We start from the raw sequence: 23,579 nt of genomic DNA, 5'->3' as shown, positions 1-23,579 counted from the left end.
GGGAATTCGGGCGGCTCGGGCATTGGCGTAGTATACGCCGGACGGAAGAGTCGTATCGATCGGACTCTTAAGCCTTGAAATTGCCACCGCCATGAGCTTCAACGCAAGGCATGTTTGAGGGGACTGTCCGTCTTTTCCTGGTCTGGCTCGGCGCCCTGCTGTTCATGGCGCCGGTTTCGTTCGCCATGGCGCAGAACGTCGATGGCGTAAGCGACCTGAAGCTCCCGGGAATCTCGAGCTATGCGACGCCGAAAGGCGAGAGGTCGCTGGCGCTGAGCGGCGGCGGCGCCATCACACTGTCCGCCCAACTGACCGACAAGGGTTCGGATATCACCCGCGGCATCGTCTGGCGGGTCTTCAGGCCCGAAGCCGTCAACGGCAAATTGCCGATGGTCGCCTCCGCCCATGGCGGCACCGCCGTCTTCCAACTCGAACCCGGCAGCTATCTGGTTCACGCCTCCTACGGCCGGGCCGGCGCCACCAAGCGTATCACTGTCGGCAAGGACGCCAAGCGCGAGAGCCTCGTGCTCGACGCCGGCGGCCTCAAGCTCGACGCGGTGCTGTCCGGCGGTGTGCGCATTCCGGCGAAGAAACTGCGCTTTTCGATCTACGAGGGCACCGCCGAGGCCAATGGCGACCGCGCGCTGATCATTCCTGATGTCGAGCCAAACAGCGTCGTGCGGCTTAACGCCGGCATCTACCATGTCGTCTCGACCTATGGCGCGGTCAACGCGGTCATCCGCTCCGACATCCGCGTCGAGGCGGGCAAGCTGACCGAAGCCACCGTCGAGCACCACGCCGCCGAGATCACGATGAAGCTGGTGCGCGAAACCGGTGGCGAGGCGATCGCCGACACCTCCTGGTCGCTGCTCAACGAATCCGGCGATCCGATCAAGGAAACCGTCGGCGCCTTCGCGTCGATGGTTCTGGCCGAGGGCGACTACACCATCATCGCCAAGAACCGCGACCGCATCTACCAGAAGGATTTCACGGTCGTGGCCGGTCAGAACCAGGAGATCGAGGTTCTGGCCACCGAGGCCGCGGCGATGGATCCTGAAGAAGGCGCTGATTAGCCCTTCGTTTCCTGACTTCAGGCAGCCAGCTTGGTCCGCGCCGGCAGGAACGGAATGCGGCGGCGCGTCACGACTGGCGCCAGGTCGAACACGCCGCGATAAAGGCGGTCGAGCAATGCCTTGCGGTCGCGCAACGGCTCCAGTTCGCTCCAGCTCAGCACCTCACCGACACGCACCTCGATCGCCTTGCCGGACAGCCGCGCGAATTCGGGAATGAGCAACGATGTACGCAATGTCAGCGACGCCTTGCCGACGAATTTCGCCACCCGGCCGTCGCGTTCGGCCATGTTCATCGGCCCGCTGACCAGATGGAACAGCCTGCCATTCTGCCCGGAAAAATGCATCGGAATGACCGATGCTTTTGCCTCCTGAATGAGACGCGCCGGAAACATCTTCCACGGCAGGTCGCGCGCCCGGCCAAAACCTTTTGGCGCGGTGGCGACGCCGCCGGCCGGAAACACCACGATGGTGACGCCTTCCTTGAGCAGCCGCACCGCCTCGTGGCGCACGGCCATGTTGTTCTTCAGCGCGTCCTTGGTCCCGGAAAAGTCGATCGTCAGCGAGTAAGGCTCCATCTCGCGGATCTTGAGCAAATCCTTGTGGATCATCACCCGGAACGGGCGTCCGAGTTGTTCGGCCAATGACAGCACCGCAATGCCGTCACCGATACCGAACGGATGATTGGCGACGATCACCAGCGGCGTATCCGGCAATTGTGCGGGTGGCCATTGATCGGCGGTTCGTACCCGCACATCGATCAGGTCGAGCATGCGGCTGAACACGCGTTCGCCGGTCGGTACGACCTGACGGCGCCAGAAATCGTAAGACGCGGTGTAGCGGTCGCGGCCCGAAAGACCTTCGACCGAATGAATGAACCAGCGCGTCAGCGCCGGCTGGCGCGGATTGGCATAGGAAAGCTCGGGAAAAGGTCGTTCGCGCAATTTCAGCTTGAGCATATGGGCTCGTTACAAGGTCGGCGTGACATGGATATGAAAATGGCGGTGGATCGCTCCACCGCCATTTGGTCGGAACTGTGCCGATCAGGCCGCGCGTTTGCGCCTGCGGTCGGGTGTAACAGCTTCTTCGGCCAACTGCGCGATCGCCTGGTCAAGACCAAGCGATTCCTGGTCGCGTGAACCCAGCCGGCGCATGTTGACGGTCTGCTCCTCAGCCTCGCGCTTGCCGCAAACGAGGATGACCGGAACCTTGGCTAGGCTGTGTTCGCGGACCTTGTAGTTGATCTTCTCGTTGCGCAAATCCGCTTCCGCCAACAGGCCGGCGGCCTTCAGCTTTGCCACGACCTCTGTCGCATAGCCGTCGGCGTCCGACGTGATCGTCGCCACCACCACCTGCAGCGGAGCGAACCACAGCGGGAAATGGCCGGAATAGTTCTCGATCAGGATACCGAGGAAGCGCTCCATCGAGCCGCAGATGGCGCGGTGCACCATCACCGGCTGCTTCTTCTCCGAATCCGAGCCGATATAGAAGGCACCAAACCGCTCCGGCAGGTTGAAGTCGACCTGCGTCGTGCCGCATTGCCATTCGCGGCCGATGGCATCCTTCAGCACATATTCGAACTTCGGCCCATAGAAGGCGCCCTCGCCTGGATTGATCGAGGTCTTGATGCGATTGCCGGAACGCGTCTTGATCGTTTCCAGCACGCTGCCCATGATCGCCTCAGCGTGATCCCACGCCTCGTCGGTGCCGACGCGCTTGTCCGGCCGTGTCGACAGCTTGACGCTGATCTCGTCAAAGCCGAAATCGGCATAGGTCGACAGGATCAAATCGTTGATGCGCAGGCACTCCGACGCCAGCTGTTCCTCGGTGCAGAAGATGTGCGCGTCGTCTTGCGTGAAGCCGCGCACGCGCATCAGCCCGTGCAGCGCGCCGGATGGCTCATAGCGATGCACATTGCCGAATTCCGCAAGTTTTACGGGTAGATCGCGGTAAGACTTCAACCCATGCTTGAAAATCTGCACATGGCCCGGACAGTTCATCGGTTTCAGCGCGAAGACCCGGTCGTCATCGGTATCGTCGCCGGCGACTGTCACCTTGAACATGGCGTCGCGATACCAGCCCCAGTGGCCTGACGTCTCCCACAGGCTCTTGTCGAGCACCTGCGGCGCGTTGACCTCCTGATAGCCCTGCTCGTCGAGGCGGCGGCGCATGTAGTTCACCAGGTTCTGGAACATCTTCCAGCCCTTGGCGTGCCAGAAGACGACGCCCGGCCCCTCTTCCTGGAAATGGAACAGGTCCATCTCGCGGCCGATCTTCCTGTGGTCGCGCTTCTCGGCCTCCTCCAGCATCGTCTGGTAGGCTTCGAGCTGCGCCTGGTCGGCCCAGGCGGTGCCGTAGATGCGCGTCAGCATCGGGTTGTTCGAGTCACCGCGCCAATAGGCGCCGGCCACCTTCATCAGTTTAAAGGCGTTGCCGATCTGCCCGGTCGAGGCCATGTGCGGGCCACGGCAGAGGTCGAACCAGTCGCCCTGCGCATAGATCTTGAGGTCCTGGTCCTCGGGAATGGCGTCGATCAGCTCCAGCTTGTAGCGCTCACCCTTGTCGGCGAACACTTTTTTCGCCTTGTCGCGCGACCAGACTTCCCTAGTGAACGGCTTGTTGCGCGCGATGATCTCGCGCATCTTCTTCTCTATCACCGGGAAATCATCAGGCGTGAACGGCTCATTGCGGGCGAAGTCGTAATAGAAGCCGTTCTCGATCACCGGCCCGATGGTCACCTGCGTTCCCGGCCACAGTTCCTGCACGGCTTCCGCCAGCACGTGCGCCGCGTCGTGGCGAATCAGTTCCAGCGCGCGCGGGTCGTCGCGGGTGACGATCTCGACCTTGCCGGACTTGCCCAGCGGATCACCGAGGTCGCGCACGGTGCCGTCGATGGCATAGGCGACGGCCTTCTTGGCCAGCGATTTCGAGATCGATTCGGCCAGACCAGCACCGGTCATCGCCGCGTCGTATTCGCGGACGGAGCCATCGGGAAATGTCAGGGAAACGGAATTCAGCATCATGTATCTCCTATCCAGTCCCGCAAACGAGCGCGGGTGGTTAAAATGCATGCCCCCCAAAAGTGTATGGCGGTTTTGGAGTTACGACATGCATAGGGAAAAGCCGGATGCGTCCGGCGGCGGCTGTCTTTTATGGACAGTTTCCGCCGCCGTAAAGCCCGGCTCGGGTGTCAGGCGTTCATTTCACCAGCTGAGGCAGATCTTTCAGGAACGCGGCCCGCGTCTTGAGGCCCTTGGGCATATCGGTGCGGTTGGTATCGACCACCAGCCGCGCAAAGACGATCTGGCGGCCGTCCTTATTCGCCCAGCCGATGAACCAGCCGAGCGAGCGCTTATCCCTGACCTTGTCGTCATCGTTAGCCAGCTTGGTGCTGCCGGTCTTGCCTTGCACCGTCCACCCCCCAGCCTGGAATGTCGGGACGATGGCTGATGTCATGTCGTAGGCCTTGGCCGAGACCGGCAGCTTGCGGGTCAGAAGCTTGCGCAGGAAATCGACCTGCTCGACCGGCGTGATCTTCAGGGAAGAGTTCACCCAGGACTGGGTCAGGCCATCATTCTTGCCGGGGTTGCCGGAAACGTCGGCGTTGCCGTAGTCGAACTTCGACACATAGCCGGCAAAGCTTTGCGGCCCAAGCCGGCGGGTGATTTCCCTGGAGAACCACAGAATCGAATCCCGCTCCCAGATCACCGGATCGACGGTCTTCTGGTCCCGCTTCACCGCCTTGAATTCAGGTTTGTAGTCCCAGCTCGGCGTGTGCTCGTCACCCAGGATCCCACTATCATAACCGATCAGCGACAGCGGCACCTTGAACGTCGACGCCGGGCTGAACCGCTGATCGCACACCCCATCCCGGTAGAGCGTCTTGCCGCTCGCCGCATCGGCGATCACCGTGCATTGGACGTCCTTCAGCGGCGCCGATTGCGCGCGCAGCGGAAATCCCAGCAGCCAGGCGAGCAGGAAAAGGATCCCGGCAAAGATGAAGGGAAGACGGTCGAAATTACGCATTTTTGCTCGCTCCAGAACGGGTGTTCGAGCGGCTTAGCGAGGTCTCTTGTCTCGATTTTGTCTCAAATGCGCAGTCTTTGTGCAGGCTGGCGTTAACCCTACCAGATCGTAAACTCGCAGAGCCGCCGGAGCGTGACCGGCTCGATCAGCCTTGCGCTTCGCCGGGCTTGCTGCCGATCCGCCAGTAGCGCCATGGCGTGAACCAGACATAGCGCTCAGCCAAGGTTTCCGGCACGCGGTCGATGCCATGCGTGCCGAATGGCCCGCAGCGCAGCACGCGAAAAAATCCCATCCAGGCGCCGGCCCACAGGCCATGGCGGGCGATCGCCTCATGAGCGTATTCGGAACAGGTCGGCAGATGCCGGCAGGAATTGCCGACAAAGCCGGACAGTGTCAGCTGGTAAAGGCGCACAATTGACGTGCCGAGGAGACGACCTGGCGTCTTGCGCCACGGGCCGGGCCAGTTGCGGCCGCGCTTTGGCGGTCCGGCGCTATGCGCATGTCCATGCTGGTCGCCCACTGCGGTCTCCGTATCGCACTCCCAAACGATAGATGTGAGCTTCATAAGGAGAACGCAATCCCGCTCCTTGTGCGCCCCGGCCGTCACGGACGGAAACGCCGACACGGCTGCCGGCCAATTGACGGCGCCCAGCGGCCAGGACTGGCCGGGTCTTTTCGGCACTTTTCATGCTGTCTTTCGTCGCGCCATTGAAACGTTGCGATCCGCATGACATCGCCAAGGATGCTCAGCAACTGGATCATGGTGTGTCTCCTTTGACGCGATTAGACCGCCGCTGGCCTTCGCCTTCAAACGAGTATAATTTCCACTTCGGATAATCCTGGGTTATGCGAATGAAGCGCGGACGCCTGCCGCTGACGGCATTGAGGAGCTTTGAGGCGGCGGGCCGGAATCTGAGCTTCAGCCGGGCCGCCGAGGAGCTTTTCGTCTCGCAGGCGGCGATCAGCCGACAGATCCGCGAGCTCGAGATATTCCTGCGCCAGCCCTTGTTCGAACGTCACCATCGTCGCGTCGAACTGACCGACACCGGCCGGCGTCTGCTGGATCAGCTCGTCAGAAGTTTCGACGCCATCGACACCTTGCTTGGCGAACTGGTGGCGACGCCGGCACAGTCCGTGGTTCGCGTTAGCGTTGAACCATCCCTTGCCTCGGTGTGGTTGGTGCCCAGGCTCAACCGGTTTCGCCAATTGCGGCCCGATATCGACGTCTCGCTCGAAGTCGATCCAAGGCTGATCGAGTTCCGCAGCGATCAGCCCGAACTTGCCTTGCGCTTCAGCGCGCATGCCAACTCCTGGCCGCGCAGCCAGGCCGAGCGGCTTGCCTCGACAGTCGATTCACCGGTTCTGTCGCCGGCGCTGCTTGCCTCGGGCCCTCGCCTTGAGAGGCCGATAGACCTTGGTCGCTACACGCTTTTGCACGAGGAGAACCGTCAGGGTTGGGCGCGCTGGTTCGAAGCCGCCGGCGTACCCGCCGACGCCGTGCCGGCGCGCGGTCCGATGCTGGCGGATGCGTCGCTTTCAAAGCAGGCCGCTCTGCTCGGACATGGCGTGGCACTGGGCGATCTCTTGCAGATCGGCGGAGAAATCTCATCCGGCGCGCTGATCAAGCCGTTCGACATCGACGTCGCATCCGGCGCCTATTGGCTGGTGGCCAGGAGTTTGCGAGATCTTTCGGAGCCTGCCGCCGCGTTCGCCGACTGGGTACGCGGCGAATTTGCCGAAAGCAGACGTGCGTTATAACCGTCAGTCATCGGCCCTCAGGCCGCTTGTTCTTCGGCGCGCTTCTTCTCGATCTGGCCGATGGCATCGACGACGGCATCGAAAGTCAGCATGGTCGAGGCGTGGCGCGCCTTGTAGTCGCGCACCGGCTCCAGATATTTCAAATCCGCGAAGCGGCCGTCAGGCGGCGCGCCATTTTCCTTCAGCATTTTCAGCATCGTTTCGCGCACCGCACGCAGTTCCTCGGCATTCGCGCCGACGACGTGCCGCGCCATGATCGAGGACGATGCCTGGCCGAGCGCGCAAGCTTTCACGTCATGGGCGAAGTCAGTGACCACGCCGTCCTGCATCTTGAGGTCCACCGTGACGGTCGAGCCGCACAGCTTGGAATGCGCCTTGGCGGTCGCGTCGGGATGATCGAGACGGCCGATGCGGGCGATGTTTCCGGCGAAACCCAGAATTTTCGCATTGTAGACGTCGTTTATCATTATTTTCCAATCCGTCGCCGCCAAGCGAACAGCGATTGCCGCTGACGTGTCTTCCTTTCGCTCGTCACGATCTTATATAATGCTGGCAGTCCGGTATCGACAAGACAACGAAAGTCAGTGTTCTTGCCGGGAAGTTCACGCCACTTGCGGGGCTGGAAACGGGGCGAGTTTCCGACACCGAAAGGTCGTGGTCCGTTCAACTCGTTCCTCCGCCGAGAGGAACTACGGGAGACGCCTTTATGGATGCCGTCATCAAGAAACTCATGCCCCAGTCAGCCTATATGGAGAAGCCGGTTACCGACCGGCCGAGCGAAGCCGAAGTCGAAGCCGCCGTGCGCACGCTTTTGCGCTGGACCGGCGACAATCCGGACCGCGAAGGGCTGATCGACACGCCAAAGCGGGTGGCCAAGGCCTTTCGCGAAATGTTCGGCGGATACGATATGTGCCCGGCCGAGGAGCTTGGCCGCACCTTCGAGGAGGTCGCCGGCTACGACGACCTGGTCATCGTCAAGGACATCACATTCCACTCGCACTGCGAACACCACATGGTGCCGATCATCGGCAAGGCGCATGTCGGCTATCTGCCCGACGGCAAGGTCGTCGGCCTGTCCAAGATCGCGCGCGTGGTCGATATCTTCGCCCATCGCCTGCAGACGCAGGAGGCCCTGACCGCGCAGATCGCCGGCGTCATCCAGGATGTGCTCAATCCGCGCGGCGTCGCCGTGATGATCGAGGCCGAGCACATGTGCATGGCCATGCGCGGCATCCGCAAGCAGGGTTCAACCACGCTGACCTCGACCTTCACCGGCGTCTTCAAGGATACGCCCGAAGAGCAGGTTCGTTTCGTCACCATGGTGCGTGGCGGCGGATCTGATAGCCCCACCGACTTCGCTAGATAAGGACCGGCGATGTCGGGACTGGAATTTCCAAAAGCTCCGTCGGACAAGAAAGCGTTGGAGGAAGGCGCGGTGTTTTCACCGCGCTTCGACGCAGCCGGCCACGTCACGGTCGTCGTCACCGATGCCGAAGACGGCATGCTGTTGATGGTGGCGCACATGAATGCGCAAGCGCTGGCGCTGACGCTGGAGACAGGCATCGCCCACTATTGGTCGCGTTCGCGCAACGCGCTGTGGAAAAAGGGCGAAACGTCAGGCAATTTTCAGCATGTCGTCGAGATGCTCACGGATTGTGACCAGGACGCCATATGGTTGCGCGTCAAAGTGTTGGGCCACGACGCAACCTGTCACACCGGCCGGCGTTCATGCTTTTATCGGACTGTGGGGCTGATCGACGGCAAGGGGACGCTTGCCGACGATGGCAGCAAGCCGCTGTTCGATGCGGAAAACACATATCGGAAACCAGCTTGAACCTTCTGCCTGACACCAGCGACACAGATTCATCATTTCGATACGGCCCGCCAGTATATTAGCCGTGGGACAAGGGAGATCGTGATGCTCGAGTGGGCGTCATCGCGTAGCAGACCAGATGTCAGGGAGGCCAACGGCCTGTCCTCGTCCGGCGGCGCTTCGGGGACACAACCACCAAGGAAGACCGGCATTTCGCTCGCCTTGGGCGGAGGTTGCGCCCGCGGCTGGGCGCATATCGGCGTGTTGCGCGCGCTCGACGAAGCCGGCATCGAAGTGTCGATGATCGCCGGCACCTCGATCGGCGCGCTGGTCGGCGGCTGCTATCTCGCCGGCAAACTGGACGAACTGGAAGAATTCGCCCGCAGCCTGACCAAGCGCCGCATCTTCGGCCTGCTCGATCTCAACCTGCGCGGCAGCGGCCTGTTCGGCGGCATGAAGCTCGACGCCCGGCTGCGCGAGCACATGGCCGGCATTCGTTTCGAGGACTTGGCCAAGCCGTTCGTCGCAGTCACGTCCGAAATCCGTACCGGCCATGAAATCTGGCTGTCGAGCGGCTCATTGATCACCGCCATGCGCGCCTCCTATGCGCTGCCCGGCGTGTTCGAGCCGGTGGATTGCAACGGCCGCGTGCTGGTTGACGGCGCGCTGGTCAATCCGGTTCCGGTGTCGGTCTGCCGCGCCTATGAGCAGCCCCTCGTAGTGGCGGTCAATCTTCACTACGACCTGTTCGGGCGCGCCGCGGTGATAAAACACAGCGCCGGCGAGCTGGTCATCGAAAAGGATGCGCCGAGGCCCGGCCAGATCGACGCCGAGCACCGGTCGCATCAGACCCGGCTCGGCATCACTGGCGTCATGGTCGAGGCCTTCAACATCATCCAGGACCGCATTTCGCGCGCCAGGCTTGCGGGCGATCCGCCAGACATGTCGCTGCAGCCGAAGCTCAGCCATATCGGCCTGACCGAGTTCCACCGTGCCGACGAGGCGATCAACCTCGGCTATCAGGCGACGATGGCGCAGATCGGCGAACTGACCCGGCTGCAAACGGTCCTCGCCTGATGCAGGTTTTCCAATGCAGGAAACAACCACTTGAAGCGCGTCGCCTAAACTCAACACGACGCGCTTCAAGCACAGGTGGCTGACGACGGATCAGCACGCAGCTTCGGCGGACGGGGCGGCATCCTGAGGTATTGCCGGATTCTGCCTAAGCATCAGAGCCAGAACCGCGCCAAGGAAAACCGCGGCGGCGGCGAACAATCCGGCCATACGCAATCCGTCGACGACATCCGATGCGGCAGTGGCCTCGCCACCCAAACCAACATTGGCCACGACAAGAACGGCGGCCAGGCCCAAGGCCGCGCCGATCTGCAAGGAGGTCGACCCCAGCGCCGACGCGACCCCCTGTTCGTTGGCGGCAACCCCGGAAGCGGCGGCTACGAACAGCGTCGTAAAGGCGATGCCGCCACCAAAACCATAGACGAGGATCCCGGGCAGAACGGCCCAGTACGAACCGCCCGGCGACAAGGCGAGAGCAATCGCCACCAGTCCGATCCCATAGATCGACATGCCGGTGAACATCGTGGCGCGAGTCCCCCAATTGGTAAGCAGCAATGCAGCGCCCTTCCCTCCACCGATCATCGCCAGCATCCCGAGCGGGACGAATGCCAAGCCGGCGGCAAGTGCGTTGTAGCCGAGCAGGTTCTGAAAATAGGTCGTGAGAATGTAGTACCCGGAACTCAGCGCCATGTGATGAAAGAAGCTCACCCCCATGGCCGTAGCGAGGCTGCGATTGGCAAACAGCCGCAGTGGCGCGAGCGGATCGCGCACGCGTCTTTCGATGAGAATGAAGGCACAAAGCAGCAGCACGCCGATTACAAGCGATCCGGTGCTGCGAACCGTGTTCCACCCCACCTCGGGTCCGCTGGCCAGGCCGAACACCAGCAATGTTGCTGCTGCGGTAACCACCAGCGCGCCCGGTAGATCAAAACTCCGCCGCTGGCCTTTACCTGCCGGATCGGGCGCCAGAAGAGCCGGCGCGGCGATAAGAGCGGCGCCCAGAGCCAGTGGAACGGTGAAGAAGAAGACCGCTTGCCAACCCCAGCCATTGGTCAGGACGCCTCCGATGATGGCACCGGCCGCCAGGCCGCCACTCCCCGTGGCACCCCAGACCGCCAGTGCCCGATTGCGTTCGGCACCTTCCGCGAAGCTCGTATTGATCAGCGCCAGCGTTGCAGGAAATAGAAGCGCCCCACCCAGGCCCTGAACGGCCCGGGCGATCACCAGCGTGAGTGCGTCAGGTGCAAATCCGCCTGCGAAGGACGAGACGCCATAGAGCACGAGGGCCAGGATGAACATGCGCCGTGGGCCGAGCCGGTCAGCCGCCCGTCCGCCGAGCAACAGAAAACCGCCAAAGGCCACGGCATAAGCACTTACCACCCATTGCAGCGACTGCGGCGTAAAGCCGAGATCCTGGCCGATATCCGGCAGGGCGACATAGACGATGTTGTAGTCGATCGCGATTATGAACTGCGCGAACGCCAGCAGCGCGAGCCTCAGCCCGGACCAACGTGGCGGTCGCGTGACGCCGGTTACGTCCAGCGCACTCAACGCGTTCCTATCGGTTTGATTTGGCGATTTCTGCATTTGCATCTTTCCCAGCTTTCGATTCCGCCGCCCTTCGGCAGGGAGGCCCGCATTCGGCCACCCTGGAGGCGCCACGGCCGTTTCGGAATTGGCATTTTTGACAAAGATTGTGTTAAACTTGCCAACCGGAGAAACGCTACCCGGAGTGCGGCGAATGACTGCAAAGCCCATCCACGTTGTGATCTGGCTGCCTTCCGATTTCTATTCGGCGGTTGTCTCGACGCTGGTCGAAATGTTTCAGCTCGTGAATGACGTCCGCGGTTCGCAGGTTCTTTCATGCGAGTTCGTTTCCAGGACGTCGCCTGCAATTTCGACGGCCGGAATTTCCTTCCCTGCGAAGACGCAACCGTCCCGAAAAATGGATGTGCTGATTCTCATCGCGATGCCGGGCGCCGAGATTCCCGAGCTTCTGCGCTCGCTCGACGAGGAGAGTGAACACTCAAAACCGCTGATCGCGCTCGCGCGGCAACAGCAAGCGATCATCGCGGCACATTGCGGCGCATGTTATCCGCTCGCCGATACGGGCCTGTTGGATGGCAAGCGTGCGACGATATCCTGGTGGTTGAAGTCCCACGCAAGCAGCCGATTTCCGCAAGTCCAATGGGACTCGTCGCGCATGCTTGTTCGCGACGGTCGCCTTTACACCTGCGGCGGCGGATTTTCTGGACTGGAACTCGCCAAGGCATTGCTGGTCGATCTTGGCTTCTCGAAGGAGGAGCGGATTGTCCGAAAGCTCTTGGTTCTTCCGCCTTCGCGCAAATATCAGAGCCCCTACGAATTCCCTCTCGAAGAATTGCCGAAAGAGACAAATCCACTGGAGTACAAACTGCGTGGACTCGCGGAAAACAAGATACGGGAAATCGATTTGAGCTTTCTCGCGGCGGGACTTGGCATGTCTGCGCGAACGCTATCCCGCAGGTTTGCCAGCGAGCTCAAGACGACGCCGGGAAAATGGATCCAGGAAAAACGGCTTGAATTGGCAAGGTCGCTGCTTGAGGGAACAAAGCTGAGCATTTCAGAAATCTGCTATCGGGTGGGCTACCAGGATGTCGCTTCGTTCAGCCGCACTTTTTCCAAAACGACCGGCATGGCGCCGGGCGAATTTCGCAAGCAGATACGATCATAGCGTTTCTCGGATGCCCGCCCCTGCCATGATTTTGCCGCACTAACCCGCGGTTCAAAGAAGATCATGGCCCCATAAGAACCTTACGCGCGCGCCGCATCGGTGATGCGAAACTGTACGGTGCGGTTGCCGTTCCAATGGTTACCCGACAGCGAGCCGGCGACGTGGATTGTCTTGCCGCGGTTCTTGAACAGGAATTCGCCGAGTGCGGTATCGACGGCGCGAAAGGCGATCGCCTGGATGCGGCCGCCGCTTTCCGACTGCAGCTCGACGCGGATGTGGTTGGTGCCGACCGGCCGCGCATCGGCCAGCCGATGACGCGGCAGCACGAAAACGGGGGCTGCATGCCCGGCACCGAAAGGTCCGGCCTTTTCCAGCGCGTCGAGCAGGCCGAGCGTCGCGCCTTCGGCGGCAAGCGCGCCGTCGATCGCTAGGCTTTCCTCGCCTTGCAGCCGGAACACATCGGCCGCCGCCCGCTCTTCGAAAAACGCCCTGAGCTCGCCGAGCTTCGCCCGCTCCACGGTGATGCCCGCCGCCATGCCGTGGCCGCCGCCCTTGACGATCAGCCCGGCATCGGCCGCCTCGCGCACCAGCCGGCCGAGGTCGAAGCCCGAGACCGAGCGGCCTGAGCCGGTGCCGGTGCCGTTTGCATTGAAGGCAATAGCGAAGGCGGGCCGGCGCGCATGATCCTTCAATCGCGAGGCCAGCAATCCGACAATGCCCGGATGCCAGTTGTTGCTGGCGGTGACGACGATGGCCGGGCCATTGCCGCCGGCAAGCTCGGTATCGGCCTCGGCGCGCGCCGCCGCGAGCATCTCCTGCTCCATCAGCTGCCGTTCCTGGTTGAGCCGGTCGAGCGTTTCGGCAATGGTGCGCGCCTCGACCGGATCGTCGGTCGCGAGCAGGCGGCTGCCGAGTGCGGCATCGCCGATGCGTCCGCCGGCATTGATGCGCGGGCCGATCAAATAGGCCAGATGGAAGGTGTTGATCGGCTCGCCGATACGCGAGACCCGTGCGAGTGCCGCCAGCCCTTCGTTCTTCTGCTGGCGTGCCATCTGCAACCCCTTGACCACGAAGGCGCGGTTGACGCCGGTCAGCGGCACCACGTCGCAAACGGTGGCAAGGGCGACGAGATCGAGCAGCAAAAGCAGGTCCAGCGGCGTGGCATCGGCCATGCGGCCGCGCAGGATTTTGGCGGTCTGCACAAGGGCCAGGAAGACCACGCCGGCGGCACAGAGATGACCCTGCCCGGAAAGGTCGTCGTCGCGGTTGGGATTGACGACGGCAATTGCCGCCGGCAAGGCGCCGCCGACCTGATGGTGGTCGAGCACGACGACATCGGCCCCGGCCTCGTTGGCGGCATCTATGGAGACGGCGCTGTTGGTGCCGCAATCGACGGTGACGATCAGCGTTGCGCCACGCGAAACCAATTCGCGCATGGCGTCGGGATTGGGACCATAGCCCTCGAAAATGCGATCCGGGATGTAGATTTCCGACGGCACGGAGAAATGCGTGAGGAACCGTTTCAGCAAGGCCGACGAAGCGGCGCCGTCGACATCATAGTCGCCGAAAATCGCCACTTTTTCCCTGGCCATCACCGCGGCGGCGATGCGGGCCGCCGCCCTGTCCATGTCGGTCAGCGATGCCGGATCCGGCAGAAGGTCGCGGATCCTCGGATCGAGAAATCGCTCGGTCTGCTCGGCGGTGACGCCGCGACCGGCAAGCACCCGCGCGACGATGTCGGGCACGCCATGGCCTTGCGCGATGGCGAGCGCGATCATGTCCTGGCGCTCGCTCAGCCGGTGTTCCCAGGAAACCCCTGATACCGACTGCCTGACATCGAGGAAGAGGCGTTTTTCGCCGGTCATACGGTTTGCCAACTCATGGTTGGCCGCAGGATAGTGCACGTCGCCCCGAAAGTGCGCAGCGGTTTTGGGACAACGACATGCATAAACAACAATCTAAAGCGCGTCGCGTGAACGCGACGCGCTTTAGGCCAGAGGCTGGCAAAGCCAAGCGATTCGCGCGCCGTCCCGGGAGATTTCAAGAAAACTACGCTTTCCGCTTTTCAGCCTGGCGACGAAGCCATTCGTCGACCGCATCGCCCATCGTCTTGTCGGCACCGTCCTTGAGCCAGGCCATGAAAGGCCGGTCGAACCTGAACGCGTCGCCGCATTCCCGGATGAGAAAGCGGCGCACGTTCTGGGTGTTGCGATAGGACTTCGTGATGGCGGTGGCGCGCGAAATCGGATCCGCGTGCCAGTCAAACGGTTTCATCGTCAAATCCCTGCGCCCAGCATCATCCTATGCAGCCACAGGGCTAACAACTGCGATGCCGGTCCGCAAGCACCCGAGCCAACAACAGTGAACCTAGAACTTATCCAGGTCCTGATGGCGGGCCTTGATCTCGCGCACCGTCCGCGACGACGAGCGCAGCACGATCGTGTGGGTGGTGATGGTGTTGCGGCCGAACTTGACCCCTGCCAGCATGTTGCCGTCGGTGACGCCGGTGGCCGCGAACAGCACGTCGCCGCGCGCCATGTCTTCGGCCCGATAGACCCGTTTCGGATTGGAAATACCCATCTTCGCCGCGCGAGCGACCTTTTCCGGCGTGTCGAGGATCAGCCGGCCTTGCATCTGGCCGCCGGTGCAGCGCAACGCCGCCGCGGCCAGAACGCCCTCCGGCGCGCCGCCAGTGCCGAGATAGATATCGATGCCGGTTTCCTCGGAATCGGTGGTGTGGATGACGCCGGCGACATCACCGTCGCCGATCAGCCGGATCGCCGCGCCCGTGGCGCGCACGTCATCGATCAGCTTGGCATGACGTGGCCGGTCGAGGATACAGGCAGTGATGTCCGACACGGCGACGCCCTTGGCCCGGGCGAGATTGGCGATGTTTTCGGCCGGCGAGGCATCGATGTCGATGACGCCGTCTTCGTAGCCCGGACCGATGGCGATCTTGTCCATGTAGACATCGGGCGCGAACAGCAGGCTGCCCTTCTCGGCGATGGCGATGACGGCGAGCGCATTGGGCAGGTTCTTGGCGCAGATCGTCGTGCCTTCCAGCGGATCGAGCGCGATATCGACGGCCGGACCTTTCCCGGTGCCGACCTCCTCGCCGATATAGAGCATCGGTGCCTCGTCCCGTTCGCCCTCGCCGATCACCACCGTGCCCTTGATGGCAAGCCGGTTGAGCTCCTGGCGCATGGCATCCACGGCGACCTGGTCGGCCGCCATTTCGTCGCCGCGCCCGCGCAGCCTGGCGGCCGCGACGGCTGCCCGTTCGGTGACGCGCACCAGTTCCATGGTGAGTATCCGGTCAAGGCCGGCGACGATGTTCTGGGCCACATTCATCTGGTGATTTCCTCGTTGGCAATGCTGCCTCCCGCCGGAGGCGGGCCTGTTTTGTCAAACGAGCATGACAACGGCAAGACCCGCCAAGGATGTTATCGAATAGCCAGCAATATCAATCGATTAAACCGTATTTCAAAACGACGCGGGCCCGACCGCAATGAACCGGGCCGGGTTGAAAAAATGGAAGTCGGCGCCCTTTGCGGCCTAGAAGACCGCGAGATATCTGAGCAATGAAACGATGCCGATGATGATGACGATGATCTGGACGATCTGCCTCATTCGCCCGTCGAGCGGCAAGCGCTGAACCAGATAGAGAACGAGGATGATGACGAGGAATGTGATCAGGATGCTGATCAAGGCGGATGAAGCCATAGTGCCCTCCTTAAAAATGATCTGCTGAAACAGGGAAATGTGCCGGCAAACCCGGCCCTATCGCGCCGCGGTCAATACCAGCGGCGCGACGTATCGTTCGTCGACTGACCAATGGCGAATCCGGCCATAAAGCCGAGCAAACCGATCACGCCGACCAGGGCGGTCGTGGTGCCGGGATTTTCGCGCGCCACTTCCGAGACAGCCTGAGCTTGGCTGCGCAACTGCTGTGCGGTTCGCGACGCGCGGGTAGCCGCCGTGTCATAGAACTCGGAAGCCTGCTCGCTGGCGTCATCGAGCATTTCCGCGCCCCGTGCCGACATGCTCTTGTTGATCTTGGTGATCTCCTTGCGCAGTTCGGCAATCTGCTTTTCCAGCGTCTTCTGGATGTCGTTGATATCAGGGGTATCGGATTTGTTGGTATCGGCCATGAAGCGGCTCCCTCTGGTTGCTGACCAAGAGAACGGCTCCGACGCGAATTCGTTCCGGTCGTGGCCATCGCCATCGGACCGACATCCAACGCCCGCTGGATTCGTGGCCCCGCGCGGCTACCGGGCGGAAAACTACCCTGCCCGCTCGATGCGGATGACCTGCGGCTTGTCGGTCAGATGGCCGTCCTTGGTGATGCCGTCGACGGCCTTGCGCACGGCTGCCTCCGTCGTCTCATGGGTGACGAGGATCACTGTCTTCTGTGCCGCCGCCTCGCCGTTGACCGCGTGCTGGACGATCGATTCCAGCGAGATGTCATTGTCGGCCATGCGCTTGGCTATTGCCGCGAACACGCCGATGCGGTCATGCACGGTCAACCGGATGAAATAGCCGCCGGCATGGCTGCGCATCTGCGCCTTCTTGTAGGGTTTCAGCTCCTTCGCCGGCTGGCCGAAGACCGGACCGTGCTGGAAACCGGGCCGGCTCTTGGCGATGTCGGCGATGTCGCCGATGACGGCCGACGCGGTGGCGTTGCCGCCAGCACCCGGGCCGGACAGCAGCAGCTCGCCAAGAATGTCGGTCTCGATCGCCACCGCGTTGGTGACGCCATGCACCTGCGCGATGACCGAGGCCGTCGGCACCATGGTCGGATGCACGCGCTGTTCGATGCCGCTCTCGGTGCGCTGGGCGACACCAAGCAGCTTGATCCGGTAGCCAAGATCGCCTGCCGCGCGGATGTCGGCCTGGGTGATGTTGGAAATGCCTTCCATGTAGATGTCGTTGGCGGCAATCCTGGTCCCGAACGCAAGGCTGGTCAGGATCGACAGCTTGTGCGCGGTGTCGTGGCCCTCGATGTCGAAGGTCGGATCGGCCTCGGCATAGCCCAGCCGCTGCGCGTCCTTCAGGCAAGCGTCGAACGAAATGCCCTCGGCCTCCATACGGGTCAGGATGTAGTTGCAGGTGCCGTTGAGGATGCCGAAAACGCGGGTGACCGAATTGCCGGCCATCGCCTCACGCATCGTCTTGATGACGGGAATACCGCCCGCCACAGCCGCTTCGTAGTTGAGCAGCACGCCCTTCTTCTCGGCGATCTCGGCCAGCGCCACGCCATGCTTGGCGAGCAGCGCCTTGTTGGCGGTAACGACGTGACGGCCGGCTTCGAGTGCTGCCTTCACCGATAGGCGCGCCGGCCCCTCGTCGCCGCCGATCAGTTCGACGAACACGTCGATTTCGGCGGTCTGGGCCATCTTGACCGGATCGTCGAACCATTTTGCGGCACTGAGATCAACGCCGCGATCACGCTTCCGGTCGCGCGCCGAGACCGCGGTGACGACAATATCGCGCCCGCATTGCCGGGTCAGTTCCGCCGCCTTGTCACGCAGCACGCGCGTCACCGACGCGCCGACGGTACCGAGACCGGCAATTCCAACACGCAATGCTTCAGCCATGTCCGGCGACGTCCCTCAAAATTCGAAATTGTCTGCGGCAAGCTTACCGATGAGCGGAGAGCGGCACGACATTGTTAGGCTGCTTGGCGCTGGTTGCCAGGAAGCGCTTGATGTTGCGCGCCGCCTGCCGGATCCGGTGCTCGTTCTCGACCAGCGCAATGCGCACGTGATCGTCGCCATGTTCGCCGAAGCCGACACCCGGCGCCACCGCCACGTCGGCATGTTCGATCAGCAGCTTGGAGAATTCGAGCGAGCCGAGATGCCTGAACGGCTCCGGGATCGGCGCCCAGGCGAACATCGATGCCGCCGGTGCCGGGATGGTCCAGCCGGCGCGGCCGAAGGCATCGACCATCACGTCGCGGCGCTTGTGGTAGATGTCGCGGACTTCGGCGATGTCGGCGCCGTCGCCGTTGAGCGCGTGTGCCGCCGCCACCTGGATCGGCGTGAAGGCGCCGTAGTCGAGATAGGATTTCACCCTGGTCAGCGCCGAGATCAGCCGCTCGTTGCCGACCGCAAAGCCCATGCGCCAGCCAGGCATCGAGAAGGTCTTCGACATCGAGGTGAATTCGACGCAGACGTCGATCGCGCCCGGCACCTGCAGCACCGAAGGCGGCGGATTGCCGTCGAAATAGATCTCCGAATAGGCAAGGTCGGACAGTATGATGATGTCGTTCTTCTTGGCGAACGCCACCACATCCTTGTAGAAGTCGAGCGAGGCGACCAGCGCCGTCGGGTTCGACGGATAGTTGAGGATCAGCGCAAGGGGTTTCGGGATCGAATGCTTGACACCGCGCTCGAGCGCCGGGATGAAGCCGTCATCGGGCTCCACCTGCAACGAGCGGATGACGCCGCCCGACATGATGAAGCCGAAGGCGTGGATCGGATAGGTTGGGTTCGGGCACAGGATCACGTCGCCCGGCGCGGTGATCGCCTGCGCCATGTTGGCGAAGCCTTCCTTCGAACCAAGCGTGGCCACCACTTGCGTGTCGGGGTTGAGCTTCACGCCGAAGCGGCGGGCGTAATAGTTGGCCTGGGCGCGGCGCAAGCCTGGAATACCGCGCGACGAGGAATAGCGGTGCGTACGCGGATCGCGCACGACCTCGCACAGTTTGTCGACGATGGCCTTGGGCGTCGGCAGGTCCGGATTGCCCATGCCGAGGTCGATGATGTCGGCGCCGCGCGAACGAGCGCTGGCCTTGAGCCGGTTGACCTGCTCGAAGACGTAAGGCGGAAGCCGGCGGACCTTGTGAAATTCTTCCATGGCAGTTCCAGACAGCAAAGGGGGTATTGGGCGCGCGCTATATACTTATTTGCAGGTAGGGTCGAGGGCGGGGTCGCATTTGGCTTCGATCTGCTTCAGCGTTTCATCGCCGTGCTTCTTGGCGAGATCCGTCAGCGCCGCCTGATTGGCGACCTTCGGACCGCCGCCTTTTGCCGCCTGCGAATTCTCATCCGCCTTCAATTGCGCAAGCTTGGCGTTCTTCTCGGCTTCGGTGAACTGCGGCGCCGCCACTTGCGGCTTGATGTTCAGGTTCGGAAAGGTACCGGTATCCTTCGGTCCCGCGCCCACGGCAACCGGCGTCGGGCCACTGGTGTTGGTGCTCGAGCACCCGGCAATCCCCATGAGGACGATCGCCGCACCGATGCGGCAAAAACGTCCGGCGCCGAAAAAAACAGTCTCGCCAAAATTAATCGTCATATTGTTTCCTTGGCAGCCGGGGTAGAGCGAGATTGGACCCGGTCGGATGTCCCATGTTAATATGTCAAGAAAAGGCCCCGGGAGGAACCCCGCCAACCATGTCCAAAACACCCGATTCGGGCAAAGCGGAAGATGACGAGCCTTCGACCGTCGAGCAATATCTGGTGAAGGACCCGGAACGCTTCGCCCTGAACATGGCGCGCATGATCGAGCAGGCCGGCAAGGCCGCTTCCGCCTGGGCCGAGCCGCGTGAAAAAGGCGAGGTACGCGATCACGTCGCAGAGCCGGTCGTCGACATGGTGAAGACCTTCTCCAAGCTCAGCGAATACTGGCTGTCCGATCCGCAGCGCGCGCTGGAGGCGCAGACGCGGTTGTTCTCCGGCTACATGACGGTCTGGGCCAACGCCATTCAGCGCACCAGCAACGCCGCGGAAGAGACCGAAGACGCCGTCAAGCCGGAGCGCGGCGACAAGCGCTTCCTCGACCCGGAATGGGGCCGCAACGCCTTCTTCGATTTCCTCAAGCAGGCCTATCTCGTCACCTCGCGCTGGGCGGCCGATCTGGTCGAGCACGCCGAGGGCCTCGACGAGCACACCCGCCACAAGGCCGGCTTCTACGTCAAGCAGGTGTCCAACGCCATCTCGCCGTCGAATTTCATCCTGACCAATCCGGAACTGTTTCGCGAAACCGTCGCCTCGAACGGTGAGAACCTGGTGCGCGGCATGAAAATGCTGGCCGAGGACATCGCCGCCGGCAAGGGCGACCTGAAGCTGCGCCAGGCAGACTACTCGCCCTTCGAGATCGGCAGGAACATCGCCACCACCCCCGGCAAGGTGGTTGGCCGCAGCGATGTCGCCGAGATCATCCAGTACGATCCGGCGACCGAAACGGTGCTCAAGCGACCGCTGCTGATTTGCCCGCCATGGATCAACAAGTTCTACATCCTCGATCTGAACCCGCAGAAATCCTTCATCCGCTGGGCGATCGAACAGGGTCATACCGTCTTCGTCATCTCCTGGATCAACCCGGACGAGCGCCACGGCACCAAGGGCTGGGAGGCTTACATCCGCGAGGGCCTTCAATACGGCCTCGACACGGTCGAGAAGGCCACCGGCGAAAGCGACGTCAATGCGATCGGCTATTGCGTCGGCGGCACGCTCTTGGCGGCGGCACTGGCGCTGATGGCACGCGAAGGCGACGACCGCATCAAGTCGGCGACCTTCTTCACCACGCAGGTCGACTTCACCCATGCCGGCGACCTGAAAGTGTTCGTCGACGAAGAGCAGGTCGCGGCGGTCGAAAAGTCGATGAGCGAAAAGGGCTATCTCGACGGCACCAAGATGGCGACCGCCTTCAACATGCTGCGTTCCGGCGACCTGATCTGGCCCTATGTCGTCAACAACTACATGCGCGGCAAGGATCCCCTGCCCTTCGATCTGCTCTACTGGAATGCCGATTCGACCCGCATGGGCGCGGCCAATCACTCTTTCTACCTGCGCAACTGCTATCTTGAGAACAACCTCTCGCGAGGCATGATGGAACTGGCGGGCCACACGGTCTCGCTCGGCGACATCACCATCCCGGTCTACAATCTCGCCTCCAAGGAAGATCACATCGCACCGGCGCTTTCGGTGTTCCTCGGCTCGAAATATTTCGGCGGCAAGGTCGAATACGTGATGGCCGGATCCGGCCATATCGCCGGCGTCGTCAATCCGCCGGCATCCAACAAATATCAGTACTGGACCGGGGATACGCCGACGGGCGATTTCGGCCAGTGGTTTGCAAAGGCCACCGAGCATCCAGGGTCCTGGTGGCCGCACTGGCAAGACTGGATAGAGGCCAAGGACAACACCCGCGTGCCCGCCCGCAAAACCGGCAAGCATATGAAAACCTTGGGAGATGCTCCCGGGACCTATGTGAAGGTGCGTGTGTAACGGACTGTAATGTCTGGTGAGTTGACGCACCGGCAAAAGCGGGCGAGATGGTGTAGTCAACCATCAAGCAGCCGTAATTCGGCAATCGCCGCAAAAATACTTCCAGGCTTGCGGATTTGACACAGGTCTCGTTTCCGGATCGGAGACAAAGGTCACCTTGACGCGGCGTATCGGTGCCGCACCAGGGATATACCGACCGGACATCGAGGGGGAATTTGGCTTTGAAATCAGCAGGATGGAGCCTCGCAAAGGGAGAACGCCGCGCCATCGTGGCAGCGCTCTGTTCATTGCTTCTGGCCTCCTGCACCTCGGCTGGCGACCCGACAATGTCGGTTGGAATGCCCGGTTATAACGCCACGGCATCGGACATAAATGCCGCCTCCAGCGCCACGCCGACCGCGGTCGCCGATTCGTCCGAGGTCACGACCGAGCAGACGACCGTGATGACGGCGAGCGATACGGCACTTCCCGAGAAGGTCGCCTATGTCCCTATAGCCAAGCCCCAAGCCGCCTTTCCGCTGACCACGCCGGCCGGCACCGAGACGATTATCGGACAAACGCCTCAGTCCTTGCAGCAGCAGGCACCGGCGACCCAGCAGAGCGACGCGGTCGCCGAAAAGATCGCTGCCGCCGATGCCGGCGTGAATGCGCCGAAGCCGGCAGCCGCACCAGCAATGGACAATCCGGTCTATGTGACGGCTGGCGAGATGCCGCAGCCCGAAGCACCGAAGAAAAGAGGTTTCCTGGCCTCGATGTTTGGCACCACACCGGCCTCGGCGACATCAGCACCCCTCATCAACACCCGGTCGGGCGAGCAGCCAACAGTGCAGGCCAAAGAAGCGCCAGCGGCGGCAAAGCCGATCATCACGCTTGCCTCGGCCAATTCCGCGGCAAAGCCGGTGCAACTGGCTTCGCTTGGTGGCGATACCGGCCACATCACCGGTAGCGACGCCCTGCCCGGCGTGCGCCAGACAGCCCTGTTCGAAATCAAGCGCAAGTCCGGCCTCGACGATGAAAGCGACGTCGACCTCAACGAGGACGAAGGTACAGGCGCTGGCGCCTATCAGATGGCATCCGCCGCCGGCATGGCCCGGTTGGCGCCCAACGGATTGCTCAAGCAGAACGAGAGCGTCGATGTGGCTTGCCTGAAGCCGTCGCTGGTCCGCGTGCTCAAGACGATCGAAGGCCACTACGGCCGCAAGATGACGGTGACTTCGGGCTATCGCGACCCGGCCCGCAACCGCCGCGCCAACGGCGCCAAGAATTCGCTGCACATGTATTGCGCCGCGGCCGACATCCAGGTCCCCGGCGTTTCGAAATGGGAACTGGCGAGCTACATCAGAACCATGCCCGGCCGCGGCGGCGTCGGCACCTATTGCCACACAGAATCGGTTCACGTCGATGTCGGGCCCGAGCGCGACTGGAACTGGCGTTGCCGCCGGCGCAGCGGCGGTGGCGACGGCTAGCGGCGCGGAGCAGACGAGGCCTATTAGCAGCCAAGATCGTTCCGTTGGACCATCCCTGACGTCCGTGATTAGCCTAAGCCTTCCGCACTTCGTCATCCACGGGCGGAGCAAGGAGCGAAGCGATGGCGGCGCAGACCCGAGGATGACAAAGCGATGGGCGTTTCCGCTGATCGCCAAGGCATGCTGGCGCTTTGCCCAGCCCTGGCGAATGTGCCGCTTCGACAGCTCGCAAAAAACTTGCCCAAGGTGGCACCTGACGGGTTGCCGGTTGCGCGCAACGCCAGTATAAGCCGCTTCGTCTGAGCGCGCCCATCGTCTAGCGGTTAGGACACCGCCCTTTCACGGCGGTAACAGGGGTTCGATTCCCCTTGGGCGTACCAGCAATTTCAATCACTTAGCAGCTATCCAGACTGCCCGCAGGCAATTTCC

General features: G+C 62.4%; 23 protein-coding genes and 1 tRNA gene. 9 read left to right on the top strand and 15 right to left on the bottom strand.

Going from position 1 to position 23,579, the window contains the following annotated elements; all coding sequences use genetic code 11:
- Positions 1–110: 110 nt before the first annotated feature.
- Complete coding sequence (locus NKH03_RS03755; RefSeq protein WP_352872159.1) at positions 111–1,073, top strand: RgsD C-terminal domain-containing protein; 963 nt, start codon at positions 111–113, stop codon at positions 1,071–1,073.
- A gap of 17 nt (positions 1,074–1,090) precedes the next feature.
- On the opposite strand, the gene NKH03_RS03750 is transcribed toward NKH03_RS03755, so the two are convergent.
- The 5 genes from NKH03_RS03750 to NKH03_RS03730 all read right to left on the bottom strand — a co-directional run bounded on the left by NKH03_RS03750 (position 1,091) and on the right by NKH03_RS03730 (position 5,858).
- Positions 1,091–2,029 (bottom strand): lysophospholipid acyltransferase family protein, encoded by a 939-nt coding sequence (locus tag NKH03_RS03750; RefSeq protein WP_352967167.1) that lies wholly within the window; start codon positions 2,027–2,029, stop codon positions 1,091–1,093.
- Between the two features lie 84 nt (positions 2,030–2,113).
- A complete protein-coding gene (gene thrS, locus NKH03_RS03745; protein ID WP_352967208.1) occupies positions 2,114–4,090 on the bottom strand; it encodes a threonine--tRNA ligase in 1,977 nt (658 codons plus the stop codon).
- A 178-nt stretch (positions 4,091–4,268) separates the two neighbouring features.
- Complete coding sequence (gene blaOXA, locus NKH03_RS03740; protein ID WP_352967166.1) at positions 4,269–5,096, bottom strand: class D beta-lactamase; 828 nt, start codon at positions 5,094–5,096, stop codon at positions 4,269–4,271.
- A 145-nt stretch (positions 5,097–5,241) separates the two neighbouring features.
- Complete coding sequence (yidD, locus tag NKH03_RS03735; protein ID WP_352967164.1) at positions 5,242–5,616, bottom strand: membrane protein insertion efficiency factor YidD; 375 nt, start codon at positions 5,614–5,616, stop codon at positions 5,242–5,244.
- A gap of 83 nt (positions 5,617–5,699) precedes the next feature.
- A complete protein-coding gene (locus NKH03_RS03730) occupies positions 5,700–5,858 on the bottom strand; it encodes a hypothetical protein (RefSeq protein WP_352967163.1) in 159 nt (52 codons plus the stop codon).
- Positions 5,859–5,948: 90 nt separating this feature from the next.
- Between NKH03_RS03730 and NKH03_RS03725 the strand changes: the two genes are divergently transcribed.
- Complete coding sequence (locus NKH03_RS03725; protein ID WP_352967162.1) at positions 5,949–6,854, top strand: LysR substrate-binding domain-containing protein; 906 nt, start codon at positions 5,949–5,951, stop codon at positions 6,852–6,854.
- A 17-nt stretch (positions 6,855–6,871) separates the two neighbouring features.
- Here NKH03_RS03725 and NKH03_RS03720 read toward each other — a convergent pair whose 3' ends face one another.
- Positions 6,872–7,321 (bottom strand): iron-sulfur cluster assembly scaffold protein, encoded by a 450-nt coding sequence (locus tag NKH03_RS03720; protein ID WP_352872155.1) that lies wholly within the window; start codon positions 7,319–7,321, stop codon positions 6,872–6,874.
- A gap of 239 nt (positions 7,322–7,560) precedes the next feature.
- On the opposite strand from NKH03_RS03720, the gene folE reads away from it, so the two are divergent.
- The 3 genes from folE (at position 7,561) to NKH03_RS03705 (ending at position 9,744) form a co-directional block, all read left to right on the top strand.
- Positions 7,561–8,220 (top strand): GTP cyclohydrolase I FolE, encoded by a 660-nt coding sequence (folE, locus tag NKH03_RS03715; RefSeq protein ID WP_352872154.1) that lies wholly within the window; start codon positions 7,561–7,563, stop codon positions 8,218–8,220.
- A 9-nt stretch (positions 8,221–8,229) separates the two neighbouring features.
- Complete coding sequence (hisI, locus tag NKH03_RS03710) at positions 8,230–8,688, top strand: phosphoribosyl-AMP cyclohydrolase (protein ID WP_352872153.1); 459 nt, start codon at positions 8,230–8,232, stop codon at positions 8,686–8,688.
- A gap of 84 nt (positions 8,689–8,772) precedes the next feature.
- Positions 8,773–9,744 carry a patatin family protein gene (locus NKH03_RS03705; RefSeq protein ID WP_352879637.1) on the top strand — a complete coding sequence of 324 codons (972 nt, stop codon included), beginning with the start codon at positions 8,773–8,775 and terminating at the stop codon, positions 9,742–9,744.
- A gap of 90 nt (positions 9,745–9,834) precedes the next feature.
- Here NKH03_RS03705 and NKH03_RS03700 read toward each other — a convergent pair whose 3' ends face one another.
- On the bottom strand, positions 9,835–11,328 hold the full coding sequence (locus tag NKH03_RS03700; protein WP_352967160.1) for an MFS transporter: 1,494 nt from the start codon (positions 11,326–11,328) through the stop codon (positions 9,835–9,837).
- A 154-nt stretch (positions 11,329–11,482) separates the two neighbouring features.
- Between NKH03_RS03700 and NKH03_RS03695 the strand changes: the two genes are divergently transcribed.
- Positions 11,483–12,454, top strand: coding sequence for a GlxA family transcriptional regulator (locus NKH03_RS03695; protein WP_352967159.1), 972 nt, complete (start codon positions 11,483–11,485; stop codon positions 12,452–12,454).
- A gap of 80 nt (positions 12,455–12,534) precedes the next feature.
- On the opposite strand, the gene recJ is transcribed toward NKH03_RS03695, so the two are convergent.
- The 8 genes from recJ to NKH03_RS03655 all read right to left on the bottom strand — a co-directional run bounded on the left by recJ (position 12,535) and on the right by NKH03_RS03655 (position 19,750).
- Entirely contained in the window at positions 12,535–14,319 is a 1,785-nt protein-coding gene (gene recJ / locus NKH03_RS03690) for a single-stranded-DNA-specific exonuclease RecJ (RefSeq protein ID WP_352967158.1), read from the bottom strand.
- 184 nt (positions 14,320–14,503) lie between these two features.
- Positions 14,504–14,728, bottom strand: coding sequence for a DUF6434 domain-containing protein (locus NKH03_RS03685; RefSeq protein ID WP_352967157.1), 225 nt, complete (start codon positions 14,726–14,728; stop codon positions 14,504–14,506).
- 93 nt (positions 14,729–14,821) lie between these two features.
- On the bottom strand, positions 14,822–15,805 hold the full coding sequence (gene glpX / locus NKH03_RS03680) for a class II fructose-bisphosphatase (RefSeq protein ID WP_352872145.1): 984 nt from the start codon (positions 15,803–15,805) through the stop codon (positions 14,822–14,824).
- A 204-nt stretch (positions 15,806–16,009) separates the two neighbouring features.
- Positions 16,010–16,177 carry a Thivi_2564 family membrane protein gene (locus tag NKH03_RS03675; protein WP_352872144.1) on the bottom strand — a complete coding sequence of 56 codons (168 nt, stop codon included), beginning with the start codon at positions 16,175–16,177 and terminating at the stop codon, positions 16,010–16,012.
- A 71-nt stretch (positions 16,178–16,248) separates the two neighbouring features.
- Positions 16,249–16,605, bottom strand: coding sequence for a hypothetical protein (locus NKH03_RS03670; RefSeq protein WP_352967156.1), 357 nt, complete (start codon positions 16,603–16,605; stop codon positions 16,249–16,251).
- A 132-nt stretch (positions 16,606–16,737) separates the two neighbouring features.
- On the bottom strand, positions 16,738–18,051 hold the full coding sequence (locus NKH03_RS03665; RefSeq protein WP_352967155.1) for a homoserine dehydrogenase: 1,314 nt from the start codon (positions 18,049–18,051) through the stop codon (positions 16,738–16,740).
- A gap of 43 nt (positions 18,052–18,094) precedes the next feature.
- Positions 18,095–19,312 carry an LL-diaminopimelate aminotransferase gene (locus tag NKH03_RS03660; protein WP_352607046.1) on the bottom strand — a complete coding sequence of 406 codons (1,218 nt, stop codon included), beginning with the start codon at positions 19,310–19,312 and terminating at the stop codon, positions 18,095–18,097.
- A gap of 45 nt (positions 19,313–19,357) precedes the next feature.
- Positions 19,358–19,750, bottom strand: a complete 393-nt coding sequence (locus tag NKH03_RS03655) for a hypothetical protein (RefSeq protein ID WP_352967154.1) — start codon at positions 19,748–19,750, stop codon at positions 19,358–19,360.
- Between the two features lie 98 nt (positions 19,751–19,848).
- Here NKH03_RS03655 and NKH03_RS03650 point away from each other — a divergent pair, with 98 nt between their 5' ends.
- The 3 genes from NKH03_RS03650 to NKH03_RS03640 all read left to right on the top strand — a co-directional run bounded on the left by NKH03_RS03650 (position 19,849) and on the right by NKH03_RS03640 (position 23,530).
- Entirely contained in the window at positions 19,849–21,684 is a 1,836-nt protein-coding gene (locus tag NKH03_RS03650; protein WP_352967153.1) for a PHA/PHB synthase family protein, read from the top strand.
- 215 nt (positions 21,685–21,899) lie between these two features.
- Positions 21,900–23,150 carry a YcbK family protein gene (locus NKH03_RS03645; protein WP_352872139.1) on the top strand — a complete coding sequence of 417 codons (1,251 nt, stop codon included), beginning with the start codon at positions 21,900–21,902 and terminating at the stop codon, positions 23,148–23,150.
- Between the two features lie 305 nt (positions 23,151–23,455).
- Positions 23,456–23,530: transfer RNA gene (locus NKH03_RS03640), tRNA-Glu, on the top strand.
- Positions 23,531–23,579: the final 49 nt, after the last annotated feature.

The sequence above is a fragment of the Mesorhizobium sp. M1406 genome (assembly GCF_040317555.1).
In the GTDB taxonomy this organism is placed as follows: domain Bacteria; phylum Pseudomonadota; class Alphaproteobacteria; order Rhizobiales; family Rhizobiaceae; genus Mesorhizobium.
The sequence above is the reverse complement of the archived record's forward strand: the minus strand, read 5'-3'. Positions and strand labels throughout refer to the sequence as shown.